This is a genomic window from Nostoc sp., assembly GCF_036919555.1.
GTDB lineage: Bacteria > Cyanobacteriota > Cyanobacteriia > Cyanobacteriales > Nostocaceae > Nostoc.
On record NZ_JBALCS010000074.1, the window covers coordinates 17,608 to 38,426 of the forward strand.

General features: G+C 41.6%; 18 protein-coding genes and 1 pseudogene. 14 read left to right on the forward strand and 5 right to left on the reverse strand.

Going from position 1 to position 20,819, the window contains the following annotated elements; all coding sequences use genetic code 11:
• Positions 1-1,437: 1,437 nt before the first annotated feature.
• Positions 1,438-1,692, reverse strand: a complete 255-nt coding sequence (locus V7K36_RS20670) for a hypothetical protein (protein ID WP_335118809.1) — start codon at positions 1,690-1,692, stop codon at positions 1,438-1,440.
• A 772-nt stretch (positions 1,693-2,464) separates the two neighbouring features.
• Between V7K36_RS20670 and V7K36_RS20675 the strand changes: the two genes are divergently transcribed.
• From V7K36_RS20675 to V7K36_RS20695, 5 genes are all read left to right on the forward strand, one after another.
• Positions 2,465-3,160 (forward strand): VHL beta domain-containing protein, encoded by a 696-nt coding sequence (locus V7K36_RS20675; RefSeq protein ID WP_335118811.1) that lies wholly within the window; start codon positions 2,465-2,467, stop codon positions 3,158-3,160.
• A 328-nt stretch (positions 3,161-3,488) separates the two neighbouring features.
• Complete coding sequence (locus V7K36_RS20680; protein WP_335118813.1) at positions 3,489-5,648, forward strand: Tex family protein; 2,160 nt, start codon at positions 3,489-3,491, stop codon at positions 5,646-5,648.
• Between the two features lie 13 nt (positions 5,649-5,661).
• Positions 5,662-6,003 (forward strand): 2Fe-2S iron-sulfur cluster-binding protein, encoded by a 342-nt coding sequence (locus V7K36_RS20685; RefSeq protein WP_335118815.1) that lies wholly within the window; start codon positions 5,662-5,664, stop codon positions 6,001-6,003.
• 958 nt (positions 6,004-6,961) lie between these two features.
• Entirely contained in the window at positions 6,962-7,360 is a 399-nt protein-coding gene (locus tag V7K36_RS20690; RefSeq protein WP_335118817.1) for a phage holin family protein, read from the forward strand.
• 123 nt (positions 7,361-7,483) lie between these two features.
• Positions 7,484-7,675: a YqaE/Pmp3 family membrane protein gene (locus V7K36_RS20695; RefSeq protein ID WP_334823577.1), complete on the forward strand. Its 192-nt coding sequence runs from the start codon at positions 7,484-7,486 to the stop codon at positions 7,673-7,675.
• 291 nt (positions 7,676-7,966) lie between these two features.
• Here the strand turns inward: V7K36_RS20695 and V7K36_RS20700 are convergent, their stop codons facing one another.
• Positions 7,967-8,767, reverse strand: a complete 801-nt coding sequence (locus V7K36_RS20700) for a histidine kinase (protein ID WP_334945918.1) — start codon at positions 8,765-8,767, stop codon at positions 7,967-7,969.
• A gap of 446 nt (positions 8,768-9,213) precedes the next feature.
• Between V7K36_RS20700 and V7K36_RS20705 the strand changes: the two genes are divergently transcribed.
• From V7K36_RS20705 to V7K36_RS20725, 5 genes are all read left to right on the forward strand, one after another.
• Positions 9,214-9,438 carry a hypothetical protein gene (locus tag V7K36_RS20705; protein WP_335092005.1) on the forward strand — a complete coding sequence of 75 codons (225 nt, stop codon included), beginning with the start codon at positions 9,214-9,216 and terminating at the stop codon, positions 9,436-9,438.
• Between the two features lie 55 nt (positions 9,439-9,493).
• Positions 9,494-9,829, forward strand: coding sequence for a cytochrome c6 PetJ (petJ, locus tag V7K36_RS20710; RefSeq protein ID WP_335118819.1), 336 nt, complete (start codon positions 9,494-9,496; stop codon positions 9,827-9,829).
• Between the two features lie 218 nt (positions 9,830-10,047).
• Positions 10,048-11,067 (forward strand): aldo/keto reductase, encoded by a 1,020-nt coding sequence (locus V7K36_RS20715; RefSeq protein ID WP_335118821.1) that lies wholly within the window; start codon positions 10,048-10,050, stop codon positions 11,065-11,067.
• An 86-nt stretch (positions 11,068-11,153) separates the two neighbouring features.
• A complete protein-coding gene (locus V7K36_RS20720) occupies positions 11,154-14,873 on the forward strand; it encodes a CHAT domain-containing protein (protein WP_335118823.1) in 3,720 nt (1,239 codons plus the stop codon).
• Between the two features lie 196 nt (positions 14,874-15,069).
• Positions 15,070-15,192 carry a hypothetical protein gene (locus V7K36_RS20725; protein ID WP_335118824.1) on the forward strand — a complete coding sequence of 41 codons (123 nt, stop codon included), beginning with the start codon at positions 15,070-15,072 and terminating at the stop codon, positions 15,190-15,192.
• 870 nt (positions 15,193-16,062) lie between these two features.
• On the opposite strand, the gene V7K36_RS20730 is transcribed toward V7K36_RS20725, so the two are convergent.
• Positions 16,063-16,536, reverse strand: a complete 474-nt coding sequence (locus tag V7K36_RS20730; RefSeq protein WP_335118827.1) for a DUF4385 domain-containing protein — start codon at positions 16,534-16,536, stop codon at positions 16,063-16,065.
• A gap of 77 nt (positions 16,537-16,613) precedes the next feature.
• Between V7K36_RS20730 and V7K36_RS20735 the strand changes: the two genes are divergently transcribed.
• From V7K36_RS20735 to V7K36_RS20745, 3 genes and pseudogenes are all read left to right on the forward strand, one after another.
• Positions 16,614-17,081, forward strand: coding sequence for a VOC family protein (locus V7K36_RS20735; RefSeq protein ID WP_335118829.1), 468 nt, complete (start codon positions 16,614-16,616; stop codon positions 17,079-17,081).
• Positions 17,082-17,117: 36 nt separating this feature from the next.
• Positions 17,118-17,696 (forward strand): annotated as a pseudogene (locus V7K36_RS20740) (Uma2 family endonuclease).
• Positions 17,697-17,926: 230 nt separating this feature from the next.
• Complete coding sequence (locus V7K36_RS20745) at positions 17,927-18,202, forward strand: hypothetical protein (protein WP_335118875.1); 276 nt, start codon at positions 17,927-17,929, stop codon at positions 18,200-18,202.
• 248 nt (positions 18,203-18,450) lie between these two features.
• On the opposite strand, the gene V7K36_RS20750 is transcribed toward V7K36_RS20745, so the two are convergent.
• Both V7K36_RS20750 and V7K36_RS20755 read right to left on the reverse strand, forming a co-directional pair.
• Positions 18,451-19,155, reverse strand: a complete 705-nt coding sequence (locus tag V7K36_RS20750; RefSeq protein ID WP_335118831.1) for a Uma2 family endonuclease — start codon at positions 19,153-19,155, stop codon at positions 18,451-18,453.
• Between the two features lie 76 nt (positions 19,156-19,231).
• Positions 19,232-19,993, reverse strand: coding sequence for a class I SAM-dependent methyltransferase (locus tag V7K36_RS20755; protein WP_335118833.1), 762 nt, complete (start codon positions 19,991-19,993; stop codon positions 19,232-19,234).
• A 6-nt stretch (positions 19,994-19,999) separates the two neighbouring features.
• Between V7K36_RS20755 and V7K36_RS20760 the strand changes: the two genes are divergently transcribed.
• The gene (locus tag V7K36_RS20760; protein WP_335118835.1) at positions 20,000-20,818 is read left to right on the forward strand and encodes a class I SAM-dependent methyltransferase; all 819 of its coding nucleotides are present in this window, start codon (positions 20,000-20,002) and stop codon (positions 20,816-20,818) included.
• Position 20,819 lies beyond the last annotated feature (1 nt).

Sequence of the window (20,819 nt, forward strand, 5' to 3'; positions counted from 1 at the left end):
CAACTAAATATTATCCAGGTTGGATAATAGTACCTGTATTATGGAAGCGTCCGATATTATTCAGAGTAGAATACGCTAAATTTGTTCACTGAGTTATAATCCCAGACAAACCAGTTTTCTTCTTGGCAATTGGCATAATCAATTTAGGCTTTCTTTAGACCAACTGTGAATTACAGAAACCTTCTGTGTTAGCCAGTTATGCTTCAAGACTACTTTTGGCGCGATCGCAATATCTAGGTTATAAAGGATACAGATATAGTGAAGGTTGCGGATTTTGCCACAAATTTGCTATGATACCATACAATTGATCTAGGCTCACAAACATATCTGTAACCTCGGCTGAGAACTAAGCCGATTCATAAAAATTTGTACTCAAGGACATTTAAACACAACAAATTACAGAAGTCTGCTTGGCTGCGGAAACCATAGATAAATCAGTCTACAGGAATGCGCTTTACAGGTTTCTGGGGAATTTTACTGAATGTCCAAATTGAATTTTTAATCACACTAACGGCTAATATAAACTAGCGTTGGGTGATCAACTCGCAGTTAATGTTGATTGCATCTGATTTGAGATGTTTTTACATTACTTAGTATTAGGTTGGCTTAACTTGTTCTTAATTACATGAAATTTTAACTACAGGTTTACTTTAACTTTATTATTACATGTAATTACCTACTAGAATACCATGAGAAAAGCATGTTGCAAATTTATCGCCTCACTTCATCAAAAATTCATTTACCGAAAATATACTTAAACAGAAACTTCATCAAATCTAAACTTTCCTCTAGATGAATTTTCATTTTTAAGGATTTGTGCATTTATGAAGCACTTTCTGGCTAAGAAACTTGCAGAAGTAGCGATTTAGTCTCAGACTCTAGAAGTGCAAAGCTAAGAGTTTGAGAAAGCAGAATTTCAATTTGAACAACAGTGTAAACAGTGGCAAATTGTAGTACAGAAATACATTATTTGCAGCACAAGTTATAAATGCAACCAAGAGTCTGAATAGTTCTGAATAGTTTTTTATTTATCTACGAAATTTTTCAAATCCAGATATCTCAGACATAATTTAGTTGAGAGCTAATTCAGACACTAAGTAAGTTGGAAGAGCCTATTTCTGAATTCTCTCATCAAAGTTTATTTGATACTACGATTGATTGTAAGTATACTTTTAAAAGTTGGCTTCGCCTTACAGATGGAAAATCTCAACAATACCTAACCATAGCGTTTATGGGCTGAAGGAGAAGATCAAGTTTGCCATTATTAGGAAATATTTCATTTCAAAAGCAAGTAGAAACTGGTCAAAACCATACTCATACAGAAGAATTTCCCATAAAACGTTATCAACTTCCGTGTTTAAAGATATTCCTGGGTTAGGTGTCTGATAATTTCCAGCAGTTTAAAGTTAAGAAAAAATTATTGAGTGGTAGTTGGTATTATTTAATTTCTCTAAATTGTTTTCTTGTGGCTTGAGTTTGTTTTAACTCATTTTCCTGCAAAAGCCTGTTAGTAATAATTAAGACAATGATTAACAATCCAAACTGAATCTGCCAGGGTGCTAATACTAAGCTTAAAATCAAGCTAATAGCTGCAAATACACCTGCAAGATATGCAATTTCATCAGTACTCTTTTTAAATAAGTAGCCAGTAGCTAAAGCCGTACACAGTGGTATCAAGAAAAACAAAGGCATTTTAGTAACCTCTGAACAAAAAACTATTGTGGTTATAAAACAAATTGGAATTGTGGTTAATTCTACATCCAATCAGGTTTTAGCCACAACAGTCGTTTGAAATAAATATTATATAAAGTCAAGATTACGCAACGTTGTATATTACACCAATTGGAATATAGCGCTTCTATGTTGAGTAGACATCTCCAGAAATTAAATATGCGTTACCCAGAACCCTTGTAGAGACGTAGCACTGCTACGTCTCTACATTCATTTTCTTTTCCTTTGTCTATTAGACATAGGAGTGAAAATGACGTAGGGACAATTCATGAATTGTCACTGCCAAGGATTTCGAGCAACGCAGAATTAATTTTCACTCCTATGTCTATTAGGCGGACGCCATCTGAACCACCGAACTGACATCAGCATAGCTGCGCTATGCTATTATCGTTTATCTACACGGATTAAAGTGAATCCGTTAATTGTATAGACATCTCTGGATACCCAAAAATCGAATCATCATAATTTACTACAAAAAAAAGAGAGAAAGGCTGCCGTTGGCAGCCTTTCTCATAACGATTATCATTATTATAAATGTATATTTTATTCTCTGGAAGTCCCTAAGAGGATTGTGACAAATTGTGTTCCTCAACTCAAATCAACGGCTGTTAAGGGTTCTGGAAAACTTTTAGATCTACTGAAACTGGTTTACCCCTATTGTGATAAATTGTTTTTTGCGTAAAAAAAGTGCCATCATTGATTTTCGGAATCCACTAATTTCAAAAGTAAAATCATGGTAACTACATCCGCAACAAGTCAAATATCAATAACCTATGGAACCGATGGCACCAAAATTGTATCGGGAAGAACCCAACGAGGTGCAACAAATTGGCAACAGCATAAAGATGATCAAGTTCCGCTATCAATTTATGTAGAGATTGACACTAGTGCTGCTGGGTTTGCTGAGACACCGATATATGTAACATCAATAGCTGGGGATAAACATCATTACGGAACGACTGGAGCTAGTTCTGTTTACAAATCTTCCCCTACAGGCTTTCGTATACAAATCAGATGGGAGAGAGGCTACGTAGAGAGTACTCCAAAGCCTAAGATAGAAGAACTTACACCAGAATGGGCTAATAGTCGTAATTGGTATATCAATTGGATGGCTATTGAGCCTTCTCCACCCATTGGAGCCAATGAATTGCCAAAACTAGGTTGTGAGAATGAAAAATCACTTCGTTCAGTTGAAGGCGGTGCTGTCAGTGAGATAAACTTCATTAACAAAACCAGTTCTGTGGTGAAAGTTGTTTGGATTGACCACCAAGGTCAGCGTAAATTCTACCGTGATTTAAAGCCAGGAGAGTCGTATATACAATCGACCTACGTTAATCATCCTTGGGTGGTGACCGATGAAAAAGGAGGATGCTTGGGTCTTTTCCTCCAGTCTGAGCGCGATCGCAAAGATGCCATCATCAAGAAGTAGCAGACCTGACTCCCTGACAGTAGGTCAAACTCGCACTCGTACAATTCGTTATCCTACTGTCAAAAAAAGTACTATAAAGCCCAAAAAACCAACACCACAATCTGCTTAATCCCGTGATTTTTCAATTTTGGAGTGTAAAGCTTGTGACTCAGTTATCCTGAGTTACTTCGTCATGGGTTTAGTCTAGTAGCGTGCGGTGTAAATACGCCTACCATTTCTCAAGACTGCAAATGATGATTGATTTCAAGGTTCATAATGATGGGTTTATTTCCGCCATGCTGTACTAGCATATTACCTTTAGTAGTAGCATTTTCATTTTAGACACCCAATGCTGAACATTCCTCAATTACTCGCAACTGAAATAAACCTCAAACCCCATCAGGTGCAAAACGCGCTGGAACTTTTGGCGGAGGGTGCAACAATTCCCTTTATTGCACGTTACCGCAAAGAGCGCACCGATGAGATGAATGAAGTGCAACTACGTGAACTGGCTGATCGATATACTTATTTAACAGAACTGGAAGAACGAAAATCGGTGATTTTAAGTGCGATCGCTCAACAAGATAAACTTACAGATGAACTCAAAGCCAAAATCTCATCCTGCTTACAAAAAACCGAACTTGAGGATTTATACTTACCCTATCGACCAAAGCGACGCACCCGCGCCACCATCGCCAGAGAAAAAGGACTCGAACCACTGGCGGAGTTCATCAAGTCGCTAAATGTCAAAAATGCTGTAACGGCTTCCCTGGAGTCAGAAGCGGCTAAGTATATTTCGGAAACCAAGGGAGTAAAAACAGCAGCAGAAGCGCTTAAAGGTGCTGCTGATATTTTGGCGGAAGAAGTAGCTGAAAAAGCTGAGTTACGCGCATATATCCGCGACTATCTCCTAGAAGAAGGGGTATTTGTCTCCCGCATCAAAGATGATTATCCCGAAGGTACAACCAAATTTGAGATGTACCGAAACTATCAAATCAGGGTAAAAAATATTGCAGCCCACAATATGCTGGCGTTGTGTCGGGGTGAAACTGAGAAAGTATTAAGCTTTGAAATTGCTTTTGATGAGGATACAATACTTTACTATCTTGAATCGAAAGAAATTAAAACCAAAGTCCGCACAATTCGGGATTTTTATCAGGCGATGTTGAAGGATGCATTCAATCGTTTGATGAAAGTCTCTCTCATGGGAGAAGTAATTTCTGAGAATAAAGTTTACGCAGACATGGAATCAATTAAGACATTTGAAACTAATCTGCGGGAGTTACTGCTGTCTGCGCCCGCAGGAATGAAACCAACGCTGGCGATAGACCCTGGATTTAGAACTGGTTGTAAGGTTGCAGTCCTCGACCAAACTGGGAAATTTTTGGAATACCAAGCGGTATTTCCCCATCAAGCGGCTGAACAACGACTCAAAGCAGCACAAACTGTCAAAAATCTCATTGAAAAGTACAAAATTGAGTTAATCGCCATCGGTAACGGTACAGCGTCTCGCGAGACAGAGGAGTTTGTGACGCAACTATTGCAAACCATAGAACGCAAACCAGTTAAGGTGATGGTGAATGAGTCTGGCGCATCTATATATTCTGCGAGTACTGTGGCGTTAGAAGAATTTCCCGATTTAGATATTACCGTGCGCGGTGCCATTAGCATCGGTCGCCGTTTGCAAGATCCTTTGGCGGAACTGGTGAAAATCGATCCCAAATCCATTGGTGTGGGACAATATCAGCACGATGTCGATCAGAAGTTGTTGAAAAAGAAATTGGATGACACTATCGAAAGCTGCGTTAATTACGTCGGCGTAGATTTAAACACCGCCTCCAAAGAACTTCTGACTTCCGTCTCTGGGATTACGGCAACAGTTGCCAATAATATTGTCGCCTATCGTAACCAGTATGGAGCCTTTAAAAATCGCCGCCAACTTTTGAAAGTTCCCAAATTGGGGCCGAAGGCTTTTGAACAAGCAGCAGGTTTTCTGCGGATTCGCGGCGGTGACAACCCATTAGATAATACAGCAGTGCATCCAGAGAGTTATTCTGTAGTAGAAGCGATCGCATCTGATCTAAATGTGCCATTAAATCAGGTGACACAAATTGCTGAAAAACTTAAAAAGACCAACCTGAAGAAATATGTTACCGATAGCGTTGGCGAACCCACACTACGCGACATCCTCAGCGAACTGGAAAAACCAGGTAGAGATCCTCGTGCTGAGTTTAAGTATGCCACCTTCAAAGAAGGAATTAAGGAGATCAGGGACTTAAAGGTGGGAATGGAACTAGAGGGAATCGTGACAAATGTCGCCAACTTCGGCGCGTTCGTTGATATCGGCGTACATCAAGATGGTTTAGTGCATATATCCCAACTTGCTGATAGATTTGTAGACGATCCCAACAAAGTTGTCAAAGTTGGACAAGTAGTTAAAGTGCAGGTGCTAGAAATCGACGAGAAACTCAAGCGGATTAGTTTGTCGATGAAAGCAGTTAAACAATAATTAAAAATAGCAGATGGCAGTTTATCAAGTTCGATTCCTCAATTCTACACTTGGGTTAGATCGCACCATTCAAGTACCAGATGATCAATATATTCTGGATATGGCAGAAGAAGCTGGTATTCGCCTACCATCTGGGTGCAAACAAGGCGAATGTTCTGCTTGTATCGCCAAACTTATTAGCGGTGAAGTTGATCAAAGTGAGCAAAAATTTCTGCGTCCAAGCGAAATACAGGCTGGTTATATTGTTACTTGTGTAACTTACCTTTTATCTGATTGCACTTTAGAAACCCATCAAGAACAAGTCTTGTATAAATCAGCCCTTTACTATCAGCCTGAGTCGGGAAAATCCGAGTGATTGTTGGACTATGACAGTGAACTAATCTTAAGTTTGTCGGGTGCGTTAAATTTGTTTATAGCGGAATACGCTTGGGTTATATCATGTCCGGTTAATTAGTTGTGATTCGCATAGTCATTGCACCCCATACGCCAGATGCTCCACTTGGGGAGACCCCTTTGAGCGCTGGCTCCCCTTAATCCCCTCCCCGCCGGCGGGGAGGGGAGACAAAACGTAGCTTTGGCGGGGTGGGGTTCTTCGGGTTTAATAAGTAATCAAGCGGACATGATATTACAGCAGTTTTCATGTATTTGAACCACATCTATCGTAGGGGCACAGCAATGCTGTGCCCTTCCTCAAACGCCACTTGCTTAAAGTCGGGAAACCGCAAGGGCGCAGTGCTTCCCCAACCTACACAGTTTAAGGTTTTTGGCGCTAACTAAACCGTATTGATTTATAGCGCTTTTCGTTTGTATATAATACAGTTTTACCTCTCTCCTAAAAGAAGCTACGGTGTACATACAAGTCTTTGATGACGCAATGCAATTTACGGTTAAGTCTCATAGCCACTGAGATACCTCACCCTGGTTTTACGAAGTAAAATCTGTCCCTCTCCTTAGTAAGGAGAGGGATTAAAGATAGGACAGTGTGAGGTTTTAGAGGACTTTTGGGTAATCGGATAACTTGTGTCTACACCGTAGCCTAAAAGAAGAGAGGCTTTGAATTTTACTTCCCAACGCTACAAGGGTTGGGGTTGGGGGTTAGGTCTGTATTGGACTCAACAGAGAAGCGCTATAACGCACCCTTAAAAACATTACATCACGGCAATTGCCTATATTATAACCGCGATAGTTTTCTCAATCATAGACCTAATGGTAGAAGTAAATTCTATCTTGCAAGAGAGGTTAAAACGTAGCAAATAGTTAAAGATGAGATAAGAGGTTTCAAACGAAATATCTTTAGTTCTTAGGTAAAAACAATGTTGACTCCATTATTAACCGCGCTAGCTACAGCTTTGAGCCTGTTGATTGTTGATTTAATTGTTCCAGGCGTTAATATTGCTAATTTTCCAGCAGCTTTGATTGCCGGATTAGTAGTTGGTCTAATTAACGGTTCATTTAAACCAGTTCTGTCTACTCTTTCTCTACCACTTAACTTTGTCACATTTGGGGGATTTTCGCTCATCGTCAATGGTTTGTGTTTCTGGTTAGCAGCAGTGCTGGTTCCTGGGTTCTCAGTTCACGGAATTATTGGTTTTATTCTAGGACCAGTAATTCTATCTTTTGCTAACACCTTCATTAACAACTACTTTGTTGAAAGAAACCTTTTAACCAGCAGTGGTGATGTAAAAAGCCAAAATGAATTACCTTCCAGATAAGTATTAGAGGGAGTAGAAATACTAATCTTACTGATCACGTCTCTACTCCAAATATAAATATCCGAAGGTGGATTTCCTCATTCGGCATCTTCAAATTAAACAAAATCACAAAGTTGTAACATCATGAAAATAGTTCGTTTTCTTCTAGGTTTGCTACTGCCTCCTTTAGGCGTTTTCCTGACAGTTGGAGTTGGACCAACTTTGTTTATTAACATTTTGCTCACATTTCTAGGTTGGCTACCCGGTAGTATTCATGCAATTTGGGTTATTGCCAAGCATGAAGAACAACTTAATGAAGGAGGACGTATTTACTAGTAGGCAAGATTAATTTTAGGGGCTTCTAATTAAGTAAGGTGCGTTAGCTATAACAGCGTAACGCACCAGTTTTTATGTATGGAATCTACCATTGTGTTAAGGGGATATTTCAAGATAATTTGTAAATCAAAAAATTTCTGTAAAGCCTCTAACGGATCATACTATAGCGGTTATCAGTTGAGTGAGGTACAAGAACCCCACCCCCAACCCCCTCCCCGCAAGCGAAGAGGGGGCTATGATCTAGCTGATTTGATTAGGAAAAGCTATAAATCAATTAAAGACTAAAACAGTCTATTTATGAATAGTCTCCCGCTCTTTAGCAGCAGGTTCCTTATCTTTGAATAAGTCAGCTGCCGTTAACAGTAACTGCCTCAACGTTTGTTTGATTTGGCGCTCTTTTCTCGCTAGAGATGTACCAGCTTCACCTAGTTGATCTTCTAGCTGCGATCGCTTTTCTCCTACCTGTGCAGCCATAGATTCTGCTTGGGGACGAGCTTTATCATACCAGTGTTTAGCCTCGTCTAGATAATCTTGAACCTCCATAGTACGTCCGCCATAGCGTGCTGCTAAGTTAGCTCGGACAATGGCTAGCTGCGCTTGCAGTTGCGCGTAACGTTTCTTTAACAATCCTGCTTCTTCACTATCCTTAATAGCATTGACAGCAGAATCAATTGCAGTTTTGGTACTAGGAGTTTTTTCCTTACCCGTCTCTTCAATCTCTGCCAAAATCACATCAACCTCTTGCTGGAGTTGTTCTTCTTCACCATCTAGTTGAGCCTGTAGTCGCTTGATATCTGTCTGAGTTTTAGCAATGCTTTCGTGTCTTTGACTATTAATTCCTTCCAGCGCTCCTTCAATGGAAGCTGTCACATCATCTTTGAGTTCGCTACCTTTTTCTTGGAAGTTTTCAACTACAGCAGAAACTGCATCTCTAACAAGGCTGCGAAGTTCACTAGAACCTTGTTTAAACTCAGAAGCTACTTGAGAAACTGCCGATTTTACAATTTCTCGAATCCGATCAGTTCTTAATTGTCCGGTTTCTTTCGCTTGTTGCAGGTCTGCTTGAATTTGTTGTTTGATATTGTTAGGCATTTTTAACTCTTGGGATTTAACTAAAATATTTTCTAGACTTGTTCATACACCCATATTATGGCGTAGTCTGATTGGGCTAGGCACTTCCTTTAGATAGAAAATTACAGCCCCAAAAAGTTCAGGAGTGCTGAGTGCTGAGTGCTGAGTAACCAAGAGAGATAAATCTAGGGGATTGAAGTCAGGACGGATTATAAATTGATTGCACTCTCCGCTCGAAATAAATGCATTTCTTCTTCCATACCGTCGATGTTGCGGCAACTCTTGGAGACGCAACGCGAACAAACATGAGTGTGCTGTTAGCGATAGCGGGGCGTTTAGCCCGTGCAATTAATTTTACTTTTTACTCAGCACTCGTTCCTGGGCACTCAGCACTGTTTCGGTGATGTGTAATATGTTGCCCATTTATGAGATGATCAAGATTTAGCGGTAGTCATTGGGAGTGAAATATGTGGCGAGTAAATATTACTTGTTCGAGCGATGCCTGGAAGCGTTATGGTACTGAATTTAAAGCGATCGCAGAGAAATATCAAGGTGAATTGATTGGTTCCAAAAAAATGCCAGATGGTACGCGCATCATGTCCTATAAAATTGAGGATGTTAGTGATGCAGAAGCATTTCAAGAAGATTGTGCAAATTTTGCTGGATTTTCAACTGACTTTGAATCCCTATAGTATTGGTTCTGACATTTATGCCTGCAACCAGTATGTCAAAATCAGGAGAAGTTAATTGAAAAAAATAATCACATTAGTATTAGTAACGTTTTTGTTATTAATCAGTACTTTTACTTTCCGTGCTAGTGCAGCAGACACAGTTAATGGTGAACAAATATTTAGTGTTCATTGTGCTGGTTGTCATATCAACGGCAGCAACATAATCAGGCGAGGTAAAAATCTCAAAAAGCAAGCGCTCAAGAAATATGCTATGGATTCCATAGAGGCAGTTACATCTATAGTAACCAATGGTAAAAATAATATGTCAGCCTACAAAGAGCGCCTCACTGAACAGCAAATTCAAGAGGTTGCTGCTTACGTTCTCGAACAAGCTGAAAAAGGCTGGCGTTAGAAAGTTAGGAGTTGAGAGTTAGGAGTTAGGAGTTAAGACTTTAGCAGTTATTAACTCTAGCAGTCCGAAATCATTCATAATAAAGTAGAAAAGTTAAAAAGGCTGTAAAAACCCTCTTGTCAACTCACTAATTATTAACTCTTCTCACTCCTCATCCCTCACTCCTCACTCCTCACTCCTAACTTATCACTTCCAACTTCTCACTCCTAAACTTGAAAATGAACTTACCCGCAGCTAGCCGTTTCCAATTCACTCCCGATTTGAATATCTGCCGCATATTAAATGGGATGTGGCAAGTCTCCGGCGGACACGGACAGATAAATCCCCAAGCCGCTATTGAGACTATGTTCAAATATTTAGATGCAGGCTTTACCACTTGGGATTTAGCAGACCATTATGGCCCCGCTGAAGACTTTATTGGTGAGTTTCGCTGCGAACTAATTGATACTCGTGGAAAAGATGCTTTATCTCAGGTGCAAGCTTTTACAAAATGGGTCCCTCGTCCAGGTAAAATGACGAAAAAACTCGTCGAGGAAAATATTGATATTTCCCTGAGAAGAATGAATGTGGAATCGTTAGATTTAATGCAATTCCATTGGTGGGAATATCAGGATAAAAATTACCTGGATGCCCTGAAATATATGGCAGAACTTCAGACTGAGGGTAAAATTAAGCATCTAGGTTTAACTAATTTTGACACGGAACACCTGAAGATTATTACCGAAGCAGGTATCAAAATTGTTTCTAACCAAGTGCAATTTTCCCTTGTTGACCGCCGTCCCGAAGTTAATATGGTGGAGTTTTGTCAACAGCATGACATAAAGCTTTTTACTTACGGTACACTGTGCGGCGGTTTGTTATCAGAAAACTATCTGGGGAAACCGGAACCGCGAGTATTTGATCTGTCCACCGCTAGTTTGAAAAAATATAAAAATATGATCGATGGTTGGGGTGGTTGGCAATTATTTCAAGAGTTGCTGGCGATCCTCAAGGAAATTGCTAATAAGCATGGGGTAAGTATTTCTAACGTAGCAGTGCGTTACATCTTAGATCAGCCAACTGTGGGAGGTGTGATAGTTGGTGCAAGGCTTGGTGTATCTGAACATATAGAAGATAATGCCAAAGTATTTAGTTTTAGTTTAGATGCTGACGATCGTGATCACATCAATGCAGTATCTCGGCAATCACGGGACTTATATCAGCTAATCGGCGATTGTGGCGACGAATATCGGCGATGATAACTAAGCCTTTAGGAATAGGGTAAGCTTTCAGTAATTGAGTGATCATACGGTCAAGGTTATTGTGGAAACTACCCCTACAGGCCATGCCTCTAAACCTCACCTTCGCCCTTAGTCAACAGCAAACTTTTGAACTGCGCTTCAACAATGTCTCACATCACTTGAATAAAGCAGAGTTGGCAGCGCTGATTGATTTGTGTGAGCAAAATTACTATACTCAACAAACAGTAGCCTTACCCGACCTCACCCAGTTGGGACGACAACTTTATCAATGGCTGGATGGTAATGAGGGATGGCTGAGAAGGTCGCTAAATGAAGCAGATGAGCAAACAATTTATCTGGATTTGATTCAAGCTAGCGAAGCACAGGGGTTGAACCCACAAACAGAAAGAGTAGCATTGGGATTAGTACATTTGCCTTGGGAATTACTACATGATGGTGCAGGGTTTTTAATAGAACGCCGGGATATTTCCGTCTTGCCAGTTCGTTCTGTACAGCAGCGTCAAACTCAAGTGATTGGCGTGCAAAATCGCCCATTGCGGTTGCTGTTCATGGCGACTTCACCTGAAGATCCCAGAGTTATACCACTAGGGTTTGAGCAGGAAGAAGCGAACCTTTTGCAAGCAACTAAAGAGCAGCCTTTGGTATTGATTGTCGAAGAAACTGGCTCAGTTGCAGAGTTAGCTAATTTGGTACAATCCTACCCAGAAGATTATTTTGATGTCTTTCACTTCAGCGGACACGAGATAATTTATACCAAAAAAGATTACGGCTATTTGCTGCCACCAAGTACAAGATTACCAGACAATACTCCTTGCTTGATTACCGAGGATGAGGTGGGGAATTTGCAACTTACTACCGTCAATGACTTAGCTAGAGCCTTTGGCGATCGCTGTCCCCGTGTAACTTTTCTCTCTAGTTGTCATCCGGGACAGGTTCCTAACAAGGAGATAGTATCCTCGATCGCCCAGGCATTGGTAAAGGCGGGGGCAGGTATAGTTTTAGGCTGGGCGTTTCCAGTGTTTCATCGCACGGGTATTGTCGCAGCACAGGCGCTCTATCGAGCTTTGGCGACGGGGGCAACTGTTGAAGCAGCAATCAAAGCGGCGCAGCAGGAGATGATTGACAAGGAATGTACCGACTGGCATCTGTTACGGATCTATCGGCATACGCGCCCGATCGCCGAACTAGTGACACCACTGAGAACAAGAAATCGCCAAAGGTTGAAGTTCACAGCGCCAGAGCCAGAATTTCTGGATGAGAATAATCAAATCAAAGTTGCCAGTCGGTTTGAATTTGTCGGACGCAGGCGACATTTGCAACGGTGTCTCAAGGCATTGCGGGAAACCAGCGACCAAATCGGTGTGTTTATTACCGGGGTGGGCGGACTGGGCAAAAGTAGCTTGGCGGCGCGGTTATGTACCAGGGTGCAGGCGCAGCGTACTAATTTTGCGCGAGTCGTGTTGATTGGCCTTCTGAATGAGTGGGGTTTGCTGAATCAGCTTTCCCATAAATATGAGCGGTTTGCAGATGTACCCACACTTTTGAATCAACCAAAAGTAACTCTCAAACGGCGGTTGCAAAACTTTTTTAAAGCAATTGAAAACGTCCACAACCAACCCCTGCTGCTGGTGCTGGATGACTTTGAGCAAAACATCCCCAACCGGAATATTGAAGATGGCTCATTGCGGATGACGGTAGAGGCTTACGAGATTTTAGAGGCGATTTGTGCAGCATTGGCAGAAACCGGGGCAGAAAGTCGGCTGATTGTCACCTGTGGCTATTTGAAAAAAGACACCTTGCCACCCCATCGCCTGCACTTGGAATCTTTGGCAGAGATGAGCAGCAGTGATATTGATAAAATCTGCTTTTCCTTAGATAAAGAAGTTAGGCAACAGTTAAAAACTCAGAGGATTATTAACATTGCCAATGGCAACCCTGGTTTGCTGAAGTGGCTGTTGGAGGTGATTCCGCAACTAGGACTGGCGGCCGATGAACTACTGAATCGGCTGGAGAAGACTGAGCAAAAGTTTCGTGAAAATATTTTGGCACAAACTCTGCTGGATGCCTTGCAACCGGAAGAACAAAAGTTTCTCGCCCAGTTGAGTGTGTTTCATCTGCCTGTGACAGAGAAGACAATTAGTGTTTTCATGCAGAACCTCTCGCCAACCCTCCTCCTACAAGGAGAGGGGGGAGTTAGGCCACACTTACCCAAGCTTCTGGGCCTTGCAAGCATCCCAATTTTGCACAAATACCTGGCGAATAGAATTCGCCACTACACAAACCAAGTCCGCTCCGTCCCTGGCGCGGACACCAGAGGAGAAGTTCTGATGCCTGGGTTGGGCTACGCTAACGTCGGTTCCCGTCCTTCAGACTTCTCTGTGCGCGGACTAATCCTAGTCTCCGTATTACTTCGCAGAAGCCATGCCCCTTTGAGAAAGCAAGCTAAGAGCAGCGTCTTTGTCAGGAAAAAGCTAGGCAGACTTTGTTTTAGCCCCACCAAACTTTCAGACTGTTCGCGTAGCGTCTGCTTGAGGGAGGGCATTTTGCACATTTGGGATGCTCCCGTCAGCCTTAGCCTAGTCGAGTCCGCCACCACTAACCCCACCCAGCCAGCTAATTACCGAGTGACGAAAATTTTAAAACCATTGCTGGAATCAGTGTTGAGTGAGTCAGAGTGGCAAGCAACCCGACAGCAAGCGGTGAAGAAAATCTATCAAGTTTGGTGGCAAGACTTTAACCAACGTACAGAAGCAGAAGGACTGGAAATTGTCCGTTTGGGGCTGCTGGCAAGAGAGCAAGAAATTACTGTTAGCGTTGGGGATAGGATTGCAAGCGGTTGGGTGAAGAATTCCCGCTTTGTAGAAGCTTTTGATTTATGTGAGCAAATCTTGGCAGTTTTTCCAGACTACCGCATCTTGAGAACCATTGCCCGTGTCGAAGAGGTTTTGGGTTTTTCGCAAGAGGCTGTTGTCCATTTTCAGCAAGCCTTAGACCTTTGCCCTGAAGAGAACTTGCAAGAACAAGCCGCGACGCTACACGAAATGGCAGGGTTAAAAGCCGAACAAGGAGACATCTCAGGAGCGATCGCTTTCTATAAACAGTCTTTGCAAATCGAAGAAGATATCAACGATCTACTAGGGAAAGCCACAACACTACACGAAATAGCAGGGTTAAAAGCCGAACAAGGAGACATCTCAGGAGCGATCGCTTTCTATGAACAGTCTTTGCAAATCGAAGAAGATATCAACGATGACCTAGAGAAAGCCGCGACGCTAGTAAATCAGTCTTACTGGGCGGCTGAAACTGGAGATCAAGCTAAGGAGTTAGATTACAATTTGCAAGCTGCTGTCACACTTGCAAAAATACGTGCATACATTAATTTGGTGACGGTTCTGACTAACTTAGGTGTAGCAGATGAAAGTAACGGTTTGGTTTATCTAGCTCAAGCAATCTGGCTGACACTGAAGATTCAACCTCCCCTAGCAGAGACAATTGAGTTAATCAATGTTTTATATAATAGAGTGCCTCAAGGTGATGAATTAGAAGCTTTGCTAGGAGCAACGGCAATTTTCTTTTGCAACTACCGAGGTGAAGGTGATCCGCAGTTAGAAGAACTCCAAGAGTGTAGTTTCGAGATCATATCAGGGGCGGCGGATAGCCAAGGAATTGAAACAGAGGAAAGGTTTAATACTTGGTTTACTCAGCAACGGTTCAACGATCCAGAATATTTCCTGCCTCGACTCAATCAACGCCTAGAGGAGATAGTCGGGGATGGGTGGTTGTTTGACCCCAGTCAAGTTTAGATGGCGGGATCAGGCCAGATGCGATGGGAGCATTTCAGTTTTGCAAATATACCATAAGAGAAACAAGATTCTTGCTCCCTCTCCTTACCAAGGAGAGGGTTGGGGTGAGGTTTTACAAGGCTTTTTACACTCATTGAGATGCTCCCAGATGCGATCGCGCTACTCTTAAATTAATCGCTAACAATGTAACCAGCTTATGCAGTCCTTCAATATCACATTGCCAGATGCGATCGCTAATACTCTCAATACTTATATCAAAGATCAGGAAGTTTCCATACCCGCGAATGTCGATTTAATGCTAGTTCAGGTATGGCGATAAACAACTATTGTTGAGAGAAAAGATGCGATCGCGTTACTTTTAGATTACAGCAGAATTCAAGTATTTTAACCACATCTCTGGTAAGGGCACAGCAATGCTTATGAGTGTCAACTTAAGCTTAAACCCTTTTAAACACCTCGTTTCTAGCCTCTGGCTGGAAATGCGTCTCCTGGCGGCTCTGCCGCTTTTCAAGAGGCTCCGCCTCTTGAACGGCATTCCCAGTCGGAGACTGGGAACGAGATAATCTAAAAGCTGCTTCTAGGCAAGTTTTCAGGTTAAGTTGACACCAATGAGCAATGCTGTGCCCCTACCGCGTGGTCTATTTACCTGAAAATAGCTGTAATTAGCGACAATACCACGTTCACAAATATCAAAGACTCATTCATCCACCTTTGATACTCATTCATCCACCTTTGATACTCATTCATCCACCTTTAATACTCATTCATCCACCTTTGATACTCATTCATCCGCCTTTAATACTCATTCATCCACCTTTGATACTCATTCATCCGCCTTTAATACTCATTCATCCACCTTTAATACTCATTCATCCACCTTTGATACTCATTCATCCACCTTTGATACTCATTCATCCGCCTTTGATACTCATTCATCTGCCTTTGATACTCGCCCTGGCAAATAGAATTTGCGGCTATATAGACAAAACCCACGAAGGTGGGTTTCAAATTCCTGAGTTCGCGCAGGCGGACTTATAGCTTTTTCCTAATCAAATGAGCTACATCATAGCCCGCTCTCGAAGAGCGGGGAGGGGGTTGGGGGTGGGGTTCTTGTACCTCACTTAACCCAGAAACGCTATAGTTTGTCTAGCCGCGATTTCTAATCGCCAGGTATATTTATTTACAAAAGTCAAATGCTCTCATACATCTGTTTATGCTTGGCTAAAAGCTCTTGATATTTCTCATTTGTCTTTGCTTCTACCCACTTGGCTTTAAATATTGCTGCTGATTCCGCTTTAACTGAGTCTACTTCATCGGGAAGAATCTCTTTTTTGTCACCTGAAGTTTCCGAATTTTGTTTATATTTCCTGCCGCTTTTATGATTAGCATAACGGCGAGAGCGAGTATAACCCATTTGGATAAACTTACGTGCCATATCCGCTCCGACAAAATCATCTTCTTCTAAATAATCAAGAAACATCTCGTAGATTTTTTCACTTGACCCTCTAGCAATCTCAGGAGTTTTAAATCGCCAGTAGGGAAGGATTTCTGATTTGTATGGTTCTACCAAAAGTACACCCTGCTCACCCTTTCCAACACGATAGAGTTCAGGATGTTGCCGAAAATCGATATTTTTAAAGTCTAAAGAATAATCAAAAGCCATGCGAAGTGTTTATTATGAATAATAAACTTTAAGAAAGAAGTTGAACTTCTATCTCTGTAGGGAAATTTTGTTTTATTATGCTATCTAGTACCCAATCCGTAAACAGTGTCCTAGCACCAGGGAATCTGCGTAAAGTGCATCACATTGCCCTCAACGTCCAGGATATGCAAGCTTCGCGCTACTTTTATGGCACAATCCTGGGTTTGCACGAACTCACAGGCGAGGAAGTACCCGCAACCCTGGTGGAACTTGTCGCATCTGGGAAAGTAGCCAACTTCATCACCCCAGATGGGACAATTTTGGATTTATTTGGGGAACCAGATTTAAGACCACCAAATCCAGATCCAGAGAAGACCTTCACTAGAGCGTACCATCTCGCCTTTGACATCGATCCGCAGTTATTCGATCGCGCGGTGACAGTGATCAGAGAAAATGAAATAGCGATCGCACATGGCCCAGTCACTCGTCCTACTGGTAGAGGAGTGTATTTTTACGATCCAGATGGCTTTATGATTGAAATTCGTTGCGATCCAGATGACCATTAAATAATTATTTGTCAGCAAAAAACGGGAAATACTGCTATGACAGCACTGACATTAAACCTTAATTCGATTCTTAAACTGACAACAGAGCAGTTTTATCAGCTGTGTGAAGGAAACCCCGATTTACAACTAGAACGCAATGCCCAAGGAGAATTAATCTTAATGCCACCAACAGGAGGATAAACTGGAAAAAGTAACGTTAATTTAATTCTGCAATTAGCATCATGGAATGAACAAAAGCAACTAGGCGAAGTTTTTGATTCTTCCACTGGATTTACTTTACCAAATGGTGCTGACCGTTCTCCTGATGTTTCGTGGGTAGAAAAATATCGTTGGGATAGTTTGACAAAAGAACAAAGAGAAAAATTTATTCCTTTATGTCCTGACTTTGCAATTGAAATCATGTCGCCATCTGACACTTTGAAAAAAGTTCAAGAAAAAATGCAGGAGTATATATCAAATGGTTGTCGTTTAGGTTGGCTGATAAATCGAAAAAAACAGGAAGTAGAAATTTATCGTCCAGGACAAGATGTGGGAATTTTAAAATCACCTCAAACTCTTTCTGGAGAGACTGTTTTACCTGGTTTTGTACTAAATCTGAAAAAAATTTGGGGATAATAATGTTTGAAAATGCCCGAATGGATAGAACACACAATAGTTAAAAGGACACTATAGGAATCCGGTTTGATTTCTGAAAATATGCGTAGGATGTGTTAGCGACAGCGTAACGCATCAAACCCGTGATAATAGTGCGTTACGAACTCCGTTCTAACACACTCTACAATACCTAATTTTGTTCAAAAATCAAATAGGAGTCCTATAGTTAATCTACTATGACCGCGAAACTCATGCAAATATTTAAAGTAATTGAAGACACAATCACAAAACCGCCAATTCCACACGAACCATACAAGCAATCATTGAAAGCTTGGGCGATGTATTGTTTGCGAGACAAAGGTTTTATAGTCGTTTATGCTCAAAATGCCGACTTTGCTATTGAAAGAAAAGGCGCAGAAAAGCTATATTTTAAAGTTTCAAATAGCCCCGATGATTTAGATGATTCTATTAGCTGGATTGTTTGGGATAGTGCAACCAAAAGCGCCAGTCTCATTCCCAAAAAATAGACTGATGTTAAAAAATCTTATATCATGTCCGCTTGATTACTTATTAAACCCGAAGAACCCCACCCCGACAAAGCTGCGTTTTGTCTCCCCACCTGAAGAGCGGGGAGAGGGGATTAAGGGGAGCCAGCGCTCAGAGGGGTCTCCCCAAGTGGAGCATCTGGCGTGTGGGGTGCAATGACTATGGGAATCACAACTAATTACCCGGACATGATATTACTCCCCTTCCCTTGTAGGGAAGGGGCTGGGGGTTAGGTCTGTGCGCTATATCTTCCTTCCCCAGACAGCTGCTGCACAAATATTTGATGTTCTGGCGAATTTAATCCCAACTGCAACACAGCCAATACTTGCTGCATATTGCCAGCAAGTAAATCTGAGATTGACAACCACAAACCAGGAAATACTTCACTTTTGATAATTCCATCTGCGTCCACTTCTAAAGACACATATTCTCCTTGTTGCAGGCGAAACCAATCTAATTCATTTTCAAATATTTGCCAGACAATGTATTCTTTTACCCCATTACGACCATAGACTTTTTTCTTGTCATGTAAATCAATAGCAACACTGCTAGCTGCTATCTCTATTACGAGTTCTGGCGCACCTTCTATATAATCATCATCGCTCAAACGAGATTGTCCTTTAGCTTTTGGTGTGATTAATAGCACTCCATCAGGTTGCGGTTCATTGTCTCGATCTAAGCGGACTGTTGGCTCAATTCCCAATCTCACACCAGGAGTGGCAATTTGGTAAGTCCACAACCAACCTATTAGATGACCATGTGGTTCAGCATGACTTTCAAAGCATAACGGGGATGCCAAGTATACAACTCCTTCAATCAATTCTGCCTTTTGATGACGGGGCATTGCTTGATAGCGTCGCTCAAATTCGTAGCGAGTCAGGCGATCGCCATTTTCTAAAGGAGGAATTCGCTGCTTGAGTGATAGGTTGACCATGATTTTCTGCTCTGGCAAGGAGTCTTACTTTATTATGGCTTGATGCATATTTTTTTTGTGATATACTGCCCAAGCCTCATCTCGTCAATAAATCGCTAGAATCAGGTTTCTCAAATACCATTAAATGTTGTTGAGGTAACAAATTTTTAGTTTCCCGCCAAACCAAACCAACAGCTTGCATTTCTTTACGGACTTGCTTTTGAGTCATCTTGTGTAGACCTTTAATCATGATAAAGGGATTTTCGCCCCGGTACTCAACCAAAACCACCCTACCACCTGGTTTCAGTGCTTTCATAATCCCTAGCATCACTTCTTGGGGATACTCAAGTTCATGGTAAGCATCCACCATCAGCGCCAAATCGACACTTTCAGGTGGTAGGTTTGGGTCAGTAAGGGTTGCCAAAATAGGCTCAACATTGGTGATGTTTTTCTCTTTTTTGAATAACTCAATGATTTCCAACATTTCTGGCTGAACATCTATAGCCAACACTTTACCTGCTGTTAATAGCGGCGCGATGCGAAAACTCAAGTAACCTGTACCAGCACCAATATCCGCCACCAGATCATTAGGTTTCAGATTGAGGACGTTGACTACCTTACTTGGCTGTTCCTCTCCCTCTCGCCTTGGACGTTCTAGCCAGCCAGCACCTGTGTATCCCATAACTTTGGCAATTTCTCGCCCCATGTAATATTTGCCGATCCCATCTGGATTATGGATAATATGCTGTTCGTAAACCGTGGTGGATGAAGAAGCGGCTTGTGCTGTCAGGGTTGGGTTCAGCAACGAGCAACTCAACATCACAACAAGAGTTACTATAAAGTGGAGAAAATTTGACATTTGGTTATGACTGATCTGGATAGCTATAAGCAGCAACTAAGAGAATTTTATGGTAGTAGAACGACTTATGACCATGAGGAAGGGACTCGCCATCCTCTAGAAGCCAAGCTTCTACTTGAATTTGTGCCGCTAAATTCGGGACAGAAAATCCTTGATGTGGCGACTGGAACAGGTTTAGTTGCGATACCCGCAGCTGAAAAAGTTGGTTTAGATGGCTCTGTGATTGGGATTGACATGACCCCTGGAATGTTGCATCAAGCAAGACTTAAGATTGCAGCAGCAAGATTACAAAACATCGAGTTGATTGAAGCAGATGCAGAAGATTTCAACTTTAGTGATAGTAGTTTTGATGTTGTCTTTTGCTGTGAGGCAATTGTACTTTTTCCTGATATCCTTGCTACTTTGCAAAAGTGGTATCGCTTCTTGAAAACAGGAGGGTATGTGGCATTTACCTGTCCTCCCGAAACTGCTTTTACGGCATCTCTTCAGCAGAGGATCTGCGCTAGAGTTTTGGGCGAATCGCTACCACATATCCTTGAACCACTTGGAACTCCAGAAAAATGTCGAAATTTGCTCAATCAGGCAGGTTTTAGAGATATCGAAATTAAGATTGAGCCATCAGGACGTTATCGTCCTCTTAGGGATAGCAGATTATCTAGAACAATAATTAATATAAATTTTAAAGATAATCCTCTGTTGTCAAAATTATCACAAGAACAATTAAATCAGTTGCAAGTTGAGTACAAAGTAGAAATTGAAAAGCTAGCAACTGATCAAGGTGTTTGGGAAGACACTACAAAATTCTTTGTTCGCGCTCAAAAATAAG